This is a genomic window from Stenotrophomonas indicatrix (genome assembly GCA_041545745.1).
Classification (GTDB): Bacteria; Pseudomonadota; Gammaproteobacteria; order Xanthomonadales; family Xanthomonadaceae; genus Stenotrophomonas; species Stenotrophomonas indicatrix_A.
In genome coordinates, this window is record CP168152.1 from 1,514,696 (window position 1) to 1,528,856 (window position 14,161).

General features: G+C 66.3%; 11 protein-coding genes and 3 tRNA genes. 6 read left to right on the forward strand and 8 right to left on the reverse strand.

The features are described from left to right. Positions 1-78: 78 nt before the first annotated feature. The 3 genes from ACEF39_RS06930 to ACEF39_RS06940 form a co-directional block, all read right to left on the reverse strand. The gene (locus ACEF39_RS06930) at positions 79-357 is read right to left on the reverse strand and encodes a hypothetical protein (RefSeq protein ID WP_500287419.1); all 279 of its coding nucleotides are present in this window, start codon (positions 355-357) and stop codon (positions 79-81) included. A 330-nt stretch (positions 358-687) separates the two neighbouring features. Next, a tRNA-Leu gene (locus ACEF39_RS06935) sits at positions 688-774 on the reverse strand. 50 nt (positions 775-824) lie between these two features. Beyond that, the gene (locus tag ACEF39_RS06940) at positions 825-1,736 is read right to left on the reverse strand and encodes a LysR family transcriptional regulator (RefSeq protein ID WP_500287420.1); all 912 of its coding nucleotides are present in this window, start codon (positions 1,734-1,736) and stop codon (positions 825-827) included. A 97-nt stretch (positions 1,737-1,833) separates the two neighbouring features. Between ACEF39_RS06940 and ACEF39_RS06945 the strand changes: the two genes are divergently transcribed. Beyond that, on the forward strand, positions 1,834-2,580 hold the full coding sequence (locus tag ACEF39_RS06945; protein WP_500287421.1) for a sulfite exporter TauE/SafE family protein: 747 nt from the start codon (positions 1,834-1,836) through the stop codon (positions 2,578-2,580). A 60-nt stretch (positions 2,581-2,640) separates the two neighbouring features. On the opposite strand, the gene ACEF39_RS06950 is transcribed toward ACEF39_RS06945, so the two are convergent. Together ACEF39_RS06950 and ACEF39_RS06955 are read right to left on the reverse strand one after the other, a co-directional pair. Continuing rightward, a tRNA-Leu gene (locus tag ACEF39_RS06950) sits at positions 2,641-2,727 on the reverse strand. 160 nt (positions 2,728-2,887) lie between these two features. Further along, positions 2,888-2,972, reverse strand: a tRNA-Leu gene (locus ACEF39_RS06955). A gap of 128 nt (positions 2,973-3,100) precedes the next feature. Here ACEF39_RS06955 and rnr point away from each other — a divergent pair. From rnr to rlmB, 3 genes are all read left to right on the forward strand, one after another. Then, the gene (gene rnr, locus ACEF39_RS06960; protein WP_500287422.1) at positions 3,101-5,560 is read left to right on the forward strand and encodes a ribonuclease R; all 2,460 of its coding nucleotides are present in this window, start codon (positions 3,101-3,103) and stop codon (positions 5,558-5,560) included. An 85-nt stretch (positions 5,561-5,645) separates the two neighbouring features. Further along, entirely contained in the window at positions 5,646-6,140 is a 495-nt protein-coding gene (locus ACEF39_RS06965; RefSeq protein ID WP_500287423.1) for a GFA family protein, read from the forward strand. 92 nt (positions 6,141-6,232) lie between these two features. Next, a complete protein-coding gene (gene rlmB / locus ACEF39_RS06970) occupies positions 6,233-6,976 on the forward strand; it encodes a 23S rRNA (guanosine(2251)-2'-O)-methyltransferase RlmB (RefSeq protein WP_500287424.1) in 744 nt (247 codons plus the stop codon). 145 nt (positions 6,977-7,121) lie between these two features. On the opposite strand, the gene ACEF39_RS06975 is transcribed toward rlmB, so the two are convergent. Genes ACEF39_RS06975 through ACEF39_RS06985 form a run of 3 tightly spaced genes read right to left on the reverse strand, consistent with a single transcriptional unit; the run spans position 7,122 to position 11,751 of the window. Next, the gene (locus tag ACEF39_RS06975; RefSeq protein ID WP_500287425.1) at positions 7,122-8,561 is read right to left on the reverse strand and encodes a TolC family protein; all 1,440 of its coding nucleotides are present in this window, start codon (positions 8,559-8,561) and stop codon (positions 7,122-7,124) included. Next, on the reverse strand, positions 8,558-10,516 hold the full coding sequence (locus tag ACEF39_RS06980; RefSeq protein WP_500287426.1) for a MacB family efflux pump subunit: 1,959 nt from the start codon (positions 10,514-10,516) through the stop codon (positions 8,558-8,560). The genes ACEF39_RS06975 and ACEF39_RS06980 overlap by 4 nt, the downstream gene beginning before the upstream one ends. Further along, on the reverse strand, positions 10,513-11,751 hold the full coding sequence (locus ACEF39_RS06985; RefSeq protein ID WP_500287427.1) for an efflux RND transporter periplasmic adaptor subunit: 1,239 nt from the start codon (positions 11,749-11,751) through the stop codon (positions 10,513-10,515). Before ACEF39_RS06985 ends, ACEF39_RS06980 begins: the two co-directional genes overlap by 4 nt. Positions 11,752-11,956: 205 nt before the next feature. On the opposite strand from ACEF39_RS06985, the gene ACEF39_RS06990 reads away from it, so the two are divergent. Both ACEF39_RS06990 and ACEF39_RS06995 read left to right on the forward strand, forming a co-directional pair. Beyond that, on the forward strand, positions 11,957-12,685 hold the full coding sequence (locus ACEF39_RS06990) for a response regulator (RefSeq protein ID WP_500287428.1): 729 nt from the start codon (positions 11,957-11,959) through the stop codon (positions 12,683-12,685). 6 nt (positions 12,686-12,691) lie between these two features. Further along, positions 12,692-14,083 (forward strand): ATP-binding protein, encoded by a 1,392-nt coding sequence (locus tag ACEF39_RS06995; protein WP_500287429.1) that lies wholly within the window; start codon positions 12,692-12,694, stop codon positions 14,081-14,083. Positions 14,084-14,161: the final 78 nt, after the last annotated feature.

Consider the following 14,161-nt stretch of genomic DNA (forward strand, 5'->3'; position numbering starts at 1 on the left):
GGCGTTGCGGAAAGTGCGGGGACATGCCTTTCAAATGGTGTGCCCTGGCACATCCAGGTCAAGCAGACTGGTTCGGGCCTAGCGTGTGCGATACACGCGCTTGAACACCACGCGATCGCGGAACAGCTGGCTGATCGCCCACATTCCTGCCACAAGTACGACGCCACCCGTGACCCAGCCGGCAGTGGCCTGCACGTGGCTACCGACAAATGCGCCGCAGATGATGGCGGCGACGATGACAAGCAGGTGCGCTTCTTTTGGTGCGCCGTAATGGACCTCGGCCTGGCATCCCACGCAGACGGTTACGCCGTAGTTGGAGTTGGTGTGGCAGTGGGGGCAGATGATGCTGCGCTGCATAGAGCGTCCTTTGCGGGAGGAAGGGCACCGGAGCAGAGCGTGATGTCGTGTCTGCCCCCGGTAGCAGTAAATCTGCCTGCCGGGGAAAAGGAATTGCGTGGATTTCGTTTAGGAAAAGTACGAATTCGAGCGGAACGTGAAATGGATTCGGATACGAATGATGTTCAGAGCGTGGCGGCGATGTGCCGAAGGGGGATCGCACAATCAAGTGGCCGCCAGATGGGGCCGGATACGACACGTCACGTCGAGCAGCAATCGCATGCAACGCCGCGCCCCGAACTCCGGACATGAAAAAACCCGCTTGCGCGGGTTTGATCATTGTCTGAGTCATGGTGCCCAGGAGAGGACTCGAACCTCCACGAAGTTGCCCCCGCTAGCACCTGAAGCTAGTGCGTCTACCAATTCCGCCACCTGGGCGACTCAGGAGGAGAATTTTGCAGGAAGGTTGGATATGTGTCAACACCATTTCACACATTTTTTTCTGCACCCCTTTCCGCGTCCACATCCAGATGCAGCAGCAGGCTGCGCATCGGCGGCGAGAGCGATTTCCAGTCGGCGAACGCGGCGCACAGCCGGCGTTGTGCCCATGCGTTGTCGAGTGCAACGGCGACGATGCCGGTGGCCCGCCGATATTGCCGCGCGATCGTGCGCGGCGCGATGCCCACGCCGATGCCATGGCCCACCATCGTGCACAGGCCTTCAAAGGTCTTCATGCGGATGCGTACGTCGAGCGTGCGTCCGGCCTCTGCCGCCAGTTCTTCGATATAGGTCTGCAGCGCATTGCCGTCGGCCAGGGCAACGAAGGTCTCGCCCAGCACATCGCTGAAGTCGAGCGAGCGCCGCGCGGCGAAGCGGTGGCCGGCCGGCAGCAGCATCATCAGCGGGTCTTCGGCAATGACATGGCGGCCCAGCCCATCGGCGGGGACGGCGTCACTGATGATGCCGGCCTCTGCCTGGCCGGCACGGATCGCACGCACGACTTCATTGCTGGTGCGTTCGTGCAGTTCGACGCGCAGGCGAGGGCGTTCGGCCAGCCATGGGGCCAGTCGTGCGGGCAGATAGTTGGTCAATGCCGCGGTGTTGGCGTACAGGTGCAGCGTGCCGCGAGCGCCGTGGGCGAACGCCTGCAGTTCGCCGCGCAGCTGTGCCTGCTGCTGCAGGATCAGGCGCGCGTGATGGGCCAGTGCGGCGCCCGCTTCGGTGAGGCTGACGCCGCGCGGGTGACGGGTCAGCAGTGCGGTGCCGGCGTCGGTTTCGATGGCGCGCAGGCGTTCGCTGGCCGATCCCAGTGCCAGATTCGCCTCTACGGCGCCGGCGGTGATGCTGCCGGCTTCGGCTACTGCCAGAAACAGGCGCAGATCGGCAATGTCCAAGCGCATGTCGTTTGCTCCGCTCGGCCCTGCCTTCGGCTGGTCCGAAGGCGCAGGCGGGAAAGACCGCATTGTGCGCGCCTGCGGCGCCGGCTCCAATGGCAGCATGAACGAGACGACGTACTTCTATGGGTTGCTGGTGGGGGTGTTCCTGTTGGCCGGGGTGGTCAAGGGCGTGACCGGCATGGGCCTGCCGACGGTGGCGATGGGATTGCTGGGCGGCGCGTTGTCGCCGGTGGCGGCGGCCTCGATGCTGTTCATTCCCACCTTCGTCACCAATGCCTGGCAGTTGCTGTCCGGGCCATCACTGGGTCGCACCGTGCGGCGGCTGTGGCCGATGATGCTGGCGGTGGTGATCGCTACGCTCGGTGCCGCCGCGTTGCTGGTGCGGGTGGATCGTGATGTGTCGCGTACCGCGTTGGGTGTGGCGCTGGTGGTCTACGCCGGGTACGCGTTGCTGGCGCCGGTGTTGCGGGTCCCGGCTCGGCGCGAGCGCTGGCTCGGACCACTGGTGGGCGCGATGTCCGGTGTGGTGACCGGCGCAACCGGCGTGTTCGTGATGCCGGCAGTGCCCTACCTGCAGTCGCTGGGGTTGCAGCGAGACGAGCTGGTGCAGGCGCTGGGGCTTGCATTCACGGGGTCCACGATCTCGCTGACCACGGGCCTGGTGCTGCACGGTGCGTTCGGCGTGCAGCAGCTCGGTCTCAGCGCGTTGGCGGTGGTGCCGTCGCTGGCCGGCATGTGGCTGGGGCAGGTGATCCGCCAGCGCATCAGTGCGCGGGTATTCCGTGCGTGCTTCCTCGGCTTCCTGTTGCTGCTGGGCCTGGAGTTGGTGCTGCGTTCGTGGTGGTGATGCCGGCCGGACGCCGGACAAGAAAAAACCCGCTTTCGCGGGTGTTTTTCATTCTCGACATGGTGCCCAGGAGAGGACTCGAACCTCCACGAAGTTGCCCCCGCTAGCACCTGAAGCTAGTGCGTCTACCAATTCCGCCACCTGGGCGTCGAGGAGGAGAATTATGCGGTGCCGTGATGGAGGTGTCAAGACCCTTGTGAAATCCCCGCGACCACCGCGCCCAGTAGATCCACGCCATGCGTGGATGGGGTGCCGCATCCGGATTACAGGCAAAAAAAATCCCCGCCGAAGCGAGGAATTTTTTCGTTGGTGCCCAGAAGAGGACTCGAACCTCCACGGTTTTACCCGCTAGTACCTGAAACTAGTGCGTCTACCAATTCCGCCATCTGGGCGTTCCAGAGGCGCAATTGTGAAGATGAACCGGGGGGCTGTCAACGATTTCCTGAAAATTCTTAATGGGGATGCTTCAACCGTTTTGCTGACCCGTTCTGCACGCCCGCAACGGCTACCATGGAGGGCGATGACTACCAAAAAACCAAGCAAGGGCGGGAGCAAGTCCCGCAGCGAAGCCCCGAACAAGGGTGCCAAGGCCGGCCCGGCCCGCAACAACAAGCCAGGCAAGCCGTTGCCGGGTTGGCTGCCCGCCGTGGCCGATGCCGCCGCCGCTCCGCGTGGACGTGGCCCGCGCAATGCAGAGGCACCGGGCCCCGCGCCGGGCCGCAAGCTGCCGCCGACGGGCAAGGTGATCGACGATCCCTATGCGTCCCGCGAAGCGGAAAAGTACGAACAACCCATCGCCAGCCGCGAGGCCATCCTGGCCCTGCTGGAACGCTGCGAAGGGCCGCAGACCGCTGAAGAACTTGGCGCGCGCCTGGGCCTGACCGCACCGGACCGCGCCGAGGCACTGTCGCGCCGGCTCGGCGCCATGGTCCGCGATGGCCAGCTGGTGCAGAACCGCCGCGGCGGCTTCGCGCCCATCCAGACGTTGAACCTGGTCACCGGTGTGGTGATTGCCAATCCGGAAGGGTTCGGCTTCCTGCGCCCGGTCGAGGGCGGTGACGATCTGTTCCTGCCGCCGTATGAAATGCGCAAGGTGATGCACGGCGACAAGGTGCTGGCCCGTGTTACCGGCATCGATCACCGCGGCCGTCGCGAAGGCAGCATCGCCCGCGTGCTTGAGCGCGGCATGACGCGACTGATCGGTCGCTTCAGCGTCGAGATGGGCATCAACTACGTGGTACCCGATGACAAGCGCATCCAACGCAACGTGCAGGTGCCGCCGGACCAGACCGGCGACGCGCGCGATGGCCAGCTGGTCGTCTGCGAGTTGACCCAGGCACCGGACAGCCGCCGTCCGCCGATCGGCCGCATCATCGCCGTGCTCGGCGACAAGCTGACCGCATCGCTGGTGGTGGAGACCGCGATTCACGGCCACGAACTACCGTTCGAGTTCCCGCAGGAGGTGCTGGACGAAGCCGCCTCGGTGCCGCTGGTGGTCGAACCGGCGATGATCGGTAATCGCGTCGACCTGCGCAGCACGCCGCTGGTCACCATTGATGGCGAGGACGCCAAGGACTTCGACGACGCGGTGTACTGCGAGCCGAACGCCGACGGCTTCCGTCTGGTGGTGGCTATTGCCGATGTCTCCAACTATGTCCGTCCCGGCACGCCGCTGGATGATGAAGCGCAGAAGCGCGCCACCTCGGTGTACTTCCCGGGCTTCGTGGTGCCGATGCTTCCGGAAACGCTGTCCAACGGCATCTGTTCGCTGATGCCGAAGGTCGACCGCATGTGCTTTGTCTGCGACATGCAGATCGACCGCGAGGGCGTCGTCATCCACTCGCGCTTCTACGAAGCGGTGATGAATTCGCACGCGCGCCTGACCTACACCCAGGTGTGGCAGGCGGTGGGCGAGGACGATGCCGGTGCCAAGGCCTTCATCGGCGACCTGCTGCCGCAGGTGCAGCGCCTGCACCAGCTGTACAAGGTGCTGTCCAAGGCGCGCACCAAGCGTGGCGCGATCGAATTTGAAAGCAGCGAAGTCCGCTTCGTGCTCGACAACCGCGGTGAAGTCACCCAGGCCGGCATGCTGGTACGCAACGATGCGCACAAGCTGATCGAGGAATGCATGATCGCGGCCAACGTGGAGGCGGCCAAGTACCTGCTGTCGCGCCACGTGCCGGCGCCTTACCGCGTGCACGAGAAGCCGCCGGAGACCAAGTACGCCGATCTGCTGGAGTTCCTCAAGGAGTTCAAGCTGAGCCTGCCGCCGTGGTCGAAGGTGCGCCCGGGCGATTACACCAAGCTGCTGAAGAAGATCCGCGACCGTCCCGATGCCACGCTGCTGGAATCGGTGCTGCTGCGCAGCCAGAGCCTGGCCGTGTACAGCCCGGACAACAACGGCCACTTCGGCCTGGCCCTGGAGGCGTACGCGCACTTCACCTCGCCGATCCGTCGTTACCCGGATCTGCTGGTGCACCGTGCGATCAAGCATGCGCTGTCGGGCAAGCCGCTGGACAAGTTCACCTACAACGCCCGCGAGATGGCCGCACTGGCACTGCAGTGCTCCGAGCGTGAGCGTCGTGCCGATGAGGCCGAGCGTGAAGTCGATGAGCGTTACCGCGCGGCGTGGATGGAGAAACACGTCGGTGGCCAGTTCGACGGCGTGATCAGCGGTGTGACCAGCTTTGGCCTGTTCGTGGAGTTGGCCGACTCGAAGGTACAGGGCCTGGTGCACGTGACCCAGTTGCCACAGGACTATTACAAGTTCGACGCGACCCGCAAGACGTTGACCGGTGAGCGCCGCGGCAGCAGTTACCGGCTGGGTGACCAGGTGCGCATTCTGGTGCTGAAGGCCAGCATGGAAGAACGCAAGATCGACTTCCGCCTGGTCGAGCACAAGGGTGAGGAAGAGGTGCAGAACCCGGCGCCGCTGCCCGAGCGCGGCAAGCCGGCCAAGCGCACGAAAAAGCAGTATTGAAAGGTGTGCCGACCAACGGTCGGCACCCACCTCACCCGGTAGGTGCCAACCGTTGGTTGGCACGACGTTTCGGAGGAAAGCGGCAATGCAGGGCCAACCCGAATACAGCGGCGGCTGCCAGTGCGGTGCGATCCGCTTCCAGGTGCGGGGCGAGCTGACCGACAGCTCGATCTGCCACTGCCGGATGTGCCAGAAGGCCTTTGGCGCGTACTACGCGCCGCTGGTCTCGGTGCGCGGCGTGCAGTTCAGCTGGACGCGTGGCCAACCGCGCTATTTCCAGTCCTCCAACGTGGTGCGACGCGGGTTCTGCGCCGACTGCGGCACGCCATTGACCTATGAAGCGCCCGATGGCATGGCGGTGGCCGCCGGTGCCTTCGACCAGCCTGAACGCCTGCCGCCGACCATCCAGTATGGCGTCGAGCGCAAGCTGCCCTTCGTTGACGGGCTGGGCGGGCTGCCGGCACGCCGCACCGAAGATGATGTCGCCGCGCTGGAGTTCCTGGCCACGATCGTGTCCCACCAGCACCCCGACCACGACACCCCGCACTGGCCGCCGCGCAGCCGTTCGGCCGAAGGGTGAACGGCGGGTAGCGCCGGGCCATGCCCGGCGAGCGCGAAGCGCGGCCGCCCCCGATGCTCTACCATAGCCACCCCCTTTCCGGTCCTGCCCGCATGAGCAAGAACAGCCAGTGGATCGTCGGCGTCAACGCCGTCGCCTCCTCCATCGAGAACGACGCCGAGAACGTCCGCGAAGTGCTGGTCGAGGCCGGTGCGAAGAATCCGCGTCTGACCGAGATCGAGGAAAATGCCCGCCGCAAGGGCATCGACGTGCGCAAGGTCAACAGCCAGGCGCTGGACGGCGTGGGCGGTTCGGTGCGCCACCAAGGCGTGGCTGCACGCTATGCCGCCGCCCGCACCTACAACGAGAACGAGCTGGAAGGCCTGGTCACGGCTGCGGAAGGCAAGGCCCTGCTGCTGGTGCTGGACGAGGTGCAGGACCCGCACAATCTCGGCGCCTGCCTGCGTTCGGCCGCCGCTGCCGGCGCTACCGCCGTGATCATTCCCAAGGACAAGTCGGCCACGGTCAACGCCACCGTGCGCAAGACCTCGGCCGGTGCTGCCGACCTTATTCCGGTGGTGGCGGTGACCAACCTGTCGCGCTGCCTGAAGGACCTGCAGAAGCAGGGCGTGTGGATCTACGGCCTGGCCGGTGAAGCCACCTCGTCGCTGTACCAGTTGGACCTGAAGGGCAACATCGCGCTGGTGCTGGGCGGCGAAGCCGACGGCCTGCGCCGCCTGACCCGCGAGAACTGCGATGGCCTGGTCAAGATTCCGATGCCGGGCGAGATCGAGAGCCTGAACGTTTCGGTCGCTGCCGGCGTCAGCCTGTTCGAGGCCGTGCGCCAGCGCGGTTGATCGGCACCGCTGCAGAATGATCGGGGTCAGATCCCTTTCCAGGGAAAAGGGATCTGACCCCTTTTTTGTGATCTGCCATGTCGACCAAGGTCGACACCTGCCGGGCAGGTGTTAGCCGCCAACCTCGGTTGGCGCTCCGGGCACGTTACCCGGCGCTGCCACCCAGCGCCTTGAACAGGGTCACGTCGTTGTTCAACTGGCTCTGCCGCACCCGCGCCAGTGACAGTTCCGCATCGCGGCGGGTCTGTTGTGCTTCCAGCCAGGTGCGCAGATCGGTAGCGCCCACGCGATAGCGCACCTCCTGCGCGCGCTCCACTTCCACTGCTTCATCGTAGGACGCCTGCGAGGCAGTCACCTGGCGCAGCAGCTGCTCACGTGCGGACAGGGCGTTGTCCACCTCCGACAGCGCGGTGTACAGCGTCTTGCGGAAGTTGGTGGCGGCGATCTGGTAGTTGGTACCGGCCACGTCCGTATCCAGCTGCGCGCGCTGCAGGTTGAGGAAGGGCAGCGACAGGCCAGCGCCCAGCGTCGCCACCGGATTGCGCAGCACATCGCCCAGCGAGGTCGCGCTGGAACCCAGGCTGCCGGTAAGACTCAGTGCCGGGTAGTACTGGGTGGCGGTCACCCGGATCGTCTTCAGGCTGTTGCGCAGCCGCAGTTCGGCCGCGCGCAGGTCCGGCCGGCGGCCGAGAAGATCGGCCGGCAGGCCTTCGGCAATGGACGGACTCTGCGCCTCCAGCAGGTTCTGCGGTTCGTCCTGCTGCGGCCAGGGCGTGCCATCCAGCAGCACGGTCAGCGCATTGCGCACTTCCACCCGCTGTTGTTCCAGCGCGCTCTGCGCCGAACGCTGCGACTGCAGGTTCTGCAGTGCCTGGCGTACTTCCAGCCGCGACACCGCACCGGCATCGAAGCGTGCCTGCACCAGTTCGTGCGTGCGTTGCAGTCGCTCGAGGTTGGCCTGGCCGGTGGCGATGGACTGGTTGAGGTAGGCCAGTGCCCAGTACTGGTTGATGACATCACCGATCACCAGCAGGGCGGTGTTCTGCCGATCTTCTTCGCTGGCGTCTGCCTCCCAGCGGGCGATGTCGCGCTGGGTGCGCAGGCGGCCCCACAGGTCTATTTCCCACCCCAGCGACACACCGGTGGAATAGCTGCGGCGCCAGTCGTCGGCCTGGTCGGTGGCGCGGCTGCCACTGCCGCTCACCCCGGACGACGATGGCTGCGGCCACAGCGCGTTGCTGGCCAGCCCGGCCTGCAGGCGTGCACGTTGCACCGCCAGCCCGGCCGCACCGAGGTCGCTGTTGGCGGCAAGCGCCTGCGCGACGAGGCGGTCCAGGCGCTCATCGCCGAAGCCGATCCACCAGCGGTCCTGGCGGATGTCGCGAACCGGGGTGTCCAGGCCGCTGCGCGGGTCGTCGGCCGGTGCGTTGAGGGTCGCATCGCCACGGCCATAGGTGGCCGCAACGCTGGGGTCTTCAACCGGATAGCGGCCCACGGAAGCGCAGGCGGAGAGTGCAAGCAGCACGGCGCCGGCCAGCAGCAGGCGTGTGGGAGCGGGGAAGGGCAGTCGGGTCATCATCTTCATTCGCGGGCCAGGGCCTCCACCGGGTCGAGCTGGGCGGCACTGCGTGCCGGCAGGAAGCCGAACGCCACGCCGATCAGGGTTGAACAGGCGAAGGCGGCAATGATGGAAGCGGTGGAGAACAACACCTGGAAATCGCTGGCGAAACGGCCGATCAACACACCCATCAGCAGGGCCAGGCCGATGCCGAGCAATCCGCCGAGCAGGCACACCAGCACCGCTTCGATCAGGAACTGCTGGCGGATGTCGCTCTGCCGCGCACCCACCGCCATGCGCACGCCGATCTCGCGGGTACGCTCGGTCACCGAGACCAGCATGATGTTCATCACGCCGATGCCACCGACCAGCAGCGCGATGGCGGCAATGGCGCCGATCAGCAGGGTCATCGTGCGCGTGGTCTGTTCGATGGTGTCGCGGATCTCGGCGCTGTTGCTGAGGAAGAAGTCCTCGGTGCCGTGGCGCATGGTCAGCAGCCGGGTGATTGCTTCCTGCGCCGCATCCATCGGCGTTTCATCGTTGACCCGCACGGTGATGCTGGAAACGTGGCTCTGCCCGAGCATGCGCGACATCACCGTGGTGTAGGGCACGAACACGCTCAGGCTGGTGCTGCCGCCGAAACCGAAGCTCTGCTTCTTGGCCACCCCGACCACGCGCACCGGAACGTTGCCAAGCAGGATCACCTGGCCGATCGGGTCGCTGTCAGGGAAGAACTGGGTCCTGGTGTTCTCATCGATCACCGCCACCTGGCCGAGTCCCTTCACCGCATCGGTTTCGAAGAAGCTGCCGCTGAGCAGGCTCACGCCCTTCACCCGGAAGTACTGCTCGCCGACGCCACTGATCTGCGCGGTGGCCGACTGGTTGCGGTAGCGCGCGGTGACCGAACTGGACACGCTGGGGGTGGCGCTGTCGACGTAGCTCTGCCGCGACAGGGCATCGGCATCGCTGGCCTTGAGGGTCTGCACCCGCGCCGAACGCATGTCGCCGAACCCGCGGCCGGGGTAGACGTCGATGGTGTTGGTACCAAGCGCGCTGATGTTCTGCAGGATCTGCTGCTGCGAGCCATTGCCCAGTGCCACCACCGATACCACCGAGGCGATGCCGATGATGATGCCGAGCATGGTCAGGAAGGTGCGCAGGCGATGAGCGTTCATCGCCAGCAGGGCCATCCGGAACGCTTCGGTGAAGCGGTCGCGGGCGGCCAGCCAGCTGCTGCCATGGGCGACGCCCGTGCTCGGTTCGCGTTGCGCACGGTAGCTGGGCGCGGCCGGATTGGCGCGGTCGGCGATGATCTCGCCGTCGCGGATCTCGATGATGCGTTGTGCGTGCTCGGCCACGCTCATGTCGTGGGTGACGATGATGATGGTGTGCCCTTCGGCATGCAGCTCGCCGAGGATGGCCATCACCTCTTCGCCGGATTTCGTATCCAGTGCGCCGGTCGGTTCGTCGGCCAGGATCACCTCGCCACCGTTCATCAGCGCACGCGCGATCGACACGCGTTGCTGCTGGCCACCGGACAGCTGCCCGGGCTTGTGGTGCATGCGGTCGGCCAGACCGAGGCGCTGCAGCAGCTGCTCGGCACGCGCGGTGCGCACCGGGCCGGGGCTGCCGGCATAGACCGCCGGTACGGCCACATTGCCGCGCGCGTCGAGATCCCCCAGCAGGTGGTAGCGCTGGAAGATGAAACCGAAGTGCTCGCGGCGCAGCTCGGCCAGCTCGTCGGGTGCCATTTTTCCCGTCTCGCGGCCCGCTACCTGGTAGCTGCCACGGGTAGGGCGGTCCAGGCAGCCGAGGATGTTCATCAGCGTGGACTTGCCCGAACCGGACTGGCCGACAATGGCCACCATCTCACCGGCATGGATGTCCAGGTTGACGTCGCGCAACACGGCGATGACGTCTTCGCCGGCCGGGAATTCGCGTCGCAGGTTGCGCAGGCGCAGCAGCGGCGCCGTCGTGCTCATCGGCGCCCCATGCCCGGGCCGCCGACCCGCATCTGCATGCCGCCACGGTTGCCGCCGCCTGCGGCCGCCGCAGCGCCGCCTTCGCCGACCACCACACGCTCGCCTTCCTTCAGGCCAGACAGGACCTCGACGCTGGCGCCGTTGTTGATGCCGACCTTGACCTTGCGCGGCTGCGGCTGGCCCTTGTCATCGACCACGCGCACGATGCGCTCGCCATCGCGCGACTTCGGCCCCAGCGCAACGGCGGGCACCATCAGTACGCCCTTGGCCTGCTTGAGCAGCACCGATACCTGTGCGGTCATGTCGATGCGCAGGGTGCCATCGGGGTTTTCGACGTCGAACAACGCGTTGTAGTAGACCGCGCTGCTGGAGCTGGAACTGGACGAGCTGCTGGAACTGGACGAGCTCTCGTTGGCGATCGACGCCGGCGCCGGATTGATCTGCCGCAGCGTGGCGTGGTACTTGCGGTCAGGGTCACCCAGCGTGGTGAAGTACACCGGCATGCCGGCCTTGATCTTGACCACGTCGGCCTCGGATACCTCGGCATTGACAGTCACCACGTCCAGCCGGGCCAGCATCACGATGGTCGGCGCGGTCTGGTTGGCGTTCACCGTGCGGCCTTCCTCGGCCACTACCGCCACCACGGTGCCGTCCATCGGCGCGACGATGCGGGTGTAAGCCAGGTTGGCACGCGCGGTGCCCAGTTCGGTTTCGCGGCCCTTGATCTGCGCTTCGTAGGATTGCAGCTGCGCACGCGCGGTCTTCAGCTGGGCCTCGGCGGCATCATATTCCTGGCGCGAGGTGGCTTCGGCCGCCAGCATCTGCTGCTGGCGTGCGAACTCCAGTTCGGCCTGGCGAAGGGTGGCCTGCTGCACCGCGCGCTGCGCGGTCACCTGGTCCAGCGAGGCCTGCGCGTTGAGCACCTGGTTCTGCTGGGTGGTGGCATCGATCTCGGCGATCAGGTCGCCTTCCTTCACCGTGTCGCCCAGCTGCACCTTCAGCGACTTGATCTGGCCGGAGGCCTGCGCACCGACGCTGACCAGCTTGTAGGCGTCGATCACGCCGGTAGCCTCCACCGTCTGTTCGATGTCGCCGCGGCTGACCGGGGTGGTCGCCAGGGCCGGTGCGGCCGGCTTGCGCAGCAGCCACCAGGCGGAAACGGCGGCGATCAGGACAAGCAGGGCGATCAACATCAGGCGACCCTTGCGGGTCGCGGGCAACAGGCGGGAGATCACGTGGCGGCTTCACTCTGGGGGCCGCAGTGGCGGCGTTGGTGGGCATTGTGAAGATCGAGCGATGCTGTGCTCAATCCTCGGGGTGTGTCTCTATGTAACACTGTCTCCGAGACGGCGTATCAGCAGGTATCCCGCACTGCGGGGGATACAGTGGTACGCATTGGCCTGGATGCGGTTCAGCTGCCGACACGGGATGATTCGCGACATGGAGACTGAAAACCCGATGCACCGTTTGCTGATCGTCGATGACGATAACGATATCCGTACTCTGTTGGCCGAGCAGCTCGGCCGCGCTGGCTATCAGGTCAGCACCGCCGCCGATGGCACCGCCATGCGACAGTTGCTGGAACGCGAGCACGTGGACCTGATCGTGCTCGACCTCAACCTGCCACGCGAAGATGGCTTGACCCTGTGCCGCGACCTCCGCGCGCGCTCGAACACGCCGGTGATCATGCTCACCGCGCGCGCCGAGCCGATCGACCGCGTACTTGGCCTGGAAATGGGCGCTGACGACTACCTGGCCAAGCCGTTCGAACCGCGCGAACTGCTGGCGCGCATCCGCAACGTGCTGCGCCGTACCGAGGCGCTTCCGGCCAACCTGGAGCCGCTGGCGGTGCGCCGTGCGCGTTTCTCGCGCTGGATCTTCGACCTGGAGCATCGCCACCTGGTCGATCCGGACGGGCGCGTCGTGGTGCTGTCCGGCGCCGAGTTCCGCCTGCTGCGGGTGTTCATCGCCCATGCCAACAAGGTGCTCTCGCGCGAGCAGCTGGTGGCCCTCAGCAGCGGCCGCAACTATGAAGCGCAGGACCGGGCCATCGATCTGCAGGTCAGCCGGTTGCGCAACAAGCTCGCCGATGACGGTGGCCCCGATGGCCTGATCAAGACCGTGCGCAACGAAGGCTATGTGCTGGCCTCGGCCGTCAACCTGGAATAAGCCGCGATGAAGCGCCTGCGCCATTTCCTGTCCTCGATGGTAGGACGGCTGTTCGTGATCCTGCTGCTGGGCATGAGCGTGGCCGCGATCGGCGCGACCATGCTGGCCAGTTCAAAGCGGCAGCAGGAATTCGAGCGGCAGAACCTGAACCGCATTGCCGATCGCCTGCAGGGCTACATCAATCTGCTGGATGGCAACCCGGAACTGCGTGAGCGGCTGTTGGAGATCGGTGGCCCCAGCGTGCGGGCGCTGCAGCCCGGCGCGCGCATCGGGCGGGCCGACAGGGCGCTGATGGAAGTGCTGGAGGACCGCCCGGGCCCGGTGTCGCGGGCCCATGTGCACTTCGCCTCGTTCCGTTCGTGCATTCCCAAGCTGCAGGACCTACTGCCGCCGCCGCCGCCGGGTCACCGCAAGCCGCCACACGAACGCGATCCCACCTTCATCCCACCCAAGTGCCGGGCGGTGGACGTGGTGCTCAACGACGGCACATTGCTGAAGCTCGCCCTGGATTCGCCTGCGATCGCACACAACGGCATCCTTGCCGTGGACCCGCTGTTCCTGACTCTGCTGGTACTGGCCATTGCCGTGCTGGCCTACGTGGTCGCTCGCATGGCCAGTGCGCCGCTGCAGGAGCTGGCGGCAGCCGCCGAGGACCTCGGCGATGACCTGCAGCGGGCGCCACTGCCGCTGCGCGGGCCGCGCGAAGTGCAGCGCGCCGCCGAGGCCTTCAATGCCATGCAGCATCGGCTGCAGCGGCACCTGGCCGAACGCACGCAGATGCTGGCGGCGATCACCCACGACCTGCAGACCCCGCTGACCCGGCTGCGCCTGCGCCTGGAAAACGTGACTGACGAGACCTTGCGCGAGCGACTGATCGGCGACCTGGCCGCGATGCAGGCGCTGGTACGCGAGGGGCTGGAACTGGCCCGCAGTGCGGAGAGTGCCGAGCAGCGCGCCGCGCTGGATCTGGATTCGCTGCTGGGGAGCATCGTCGAGGACACCGCTGAGGACGGCGCCGACGTCGTCTTCGAAGGCCGCAGCGGCGCGGTGCTGATGCTGCGCCCGTTGGCGATGCATCGCTTGTTCTCCAACCTGGTGGACAACGCGGTGATGTATGCGCAGCGGGCCCGGGTACGTGTCGAGCGCGGCGAGGACACGATCACGGTGGTCATCGCCGATGATGGCCCCGGGCTGGCCGATGACCAGCTGGAAGCGGTATTCGATCCGTTCGTGCGGGTGGAGACATCCCGTTCGCGCGAGACCGGTGGTGCCGGCCTGGGCCTGACCATCGCCCGGGCGCTGGCCGAAAAGGACGGGGGCCGACTGTGGCTGCGCAACCGCCCCGAAGGTGGGTTGGAAGCAGTGGTGCAATGGTCGACCAGCGCCGAGGCGCGGTAGCCGCAGGGATCGGCACCGGTGCCAGGCGGTGCCGGATGCGGTGACTCCGACGACAGGGTTTGCCCTATCATCTGCATA

What these genes read in the sequence shown, in the direction of transcription:
- ACEF39_RS06930 (WP_500287419.1), bottom strand. Translation starts at nt 357, where the DNA reads ATGCAGCGCAGCATCATCTGCCCCCACTGCCACACCAACTCCAACTAC.
- rnr (WP_500287422.1), top strand. Translation starts at nt 3,101, where the DNA reads ATGACTACCAAAAAACCAAGCAAGGGCGGGAGCAAGTCCCGCAGCGAA.
- rlmB (WP_500287424.1), top strand. Translation starts at nt 6,233, where the DNA reads ATGAGCAAGAACAGCCAGTGGATCGTCGGCGTCAACGCCGTCGCCTCC.
- ACEF39_RS06980 (WP_500287426.1), bottom strand. Translation starts at nt 10,516, where the DNA reads ATGAGCACGACGGCGCCGCTGCTGCGCCTGCGCAACCTGCGACGCGAA.
- ACEF39_RS06940 (WP_500287420.1), bottom strand. Translation starts at nt 1,736, where the DNA reads ATGCGCTTGGACATTGCCGATCTGCGCCTGTTTCTGGCAGTAGCCGAA.
- ACEF39_RS06975 (WP_500287425.1), bottom strand. Translation starts at nt 8,561, where the DNA reads ATGAAGATGATGACCCGACTGCCCTTCCCCGCTCCCACACGCCTGCTG.
- ACEF39_RS06990 (WP_500287428.1), top strand. Translation starts at nt 11,957, where the DNA reads ATGGAGACTGAAAACCCGATGCACCGTTTGCTGATCGTCGATGACGAT.
- ACEF39_RS06965 (WP_500287423.1), top strand. Translation starts at nt 5,646, where the DNA reads ATGCAGGGCCAACCCGAATACAGCGGCGGCTGCCAGTGCGGTGCGATC.
- ACEF39_RS06945 (WP_500287421.1), top strand. Translation starts at nt 1,834, where the DNA reads ATGAACGAGACGACGTACTTCTATGGGTTGCTGGTGGGGGTGTTCCTG.
- ACEF39_RS06995 (WP_500287429.1), top strand. Translation starts at nt 12,692, where the DNA reads ATGAAGCGCCTGCGCCATTTCCTGTCCTCGATGGTAGGACGGCTGTTC.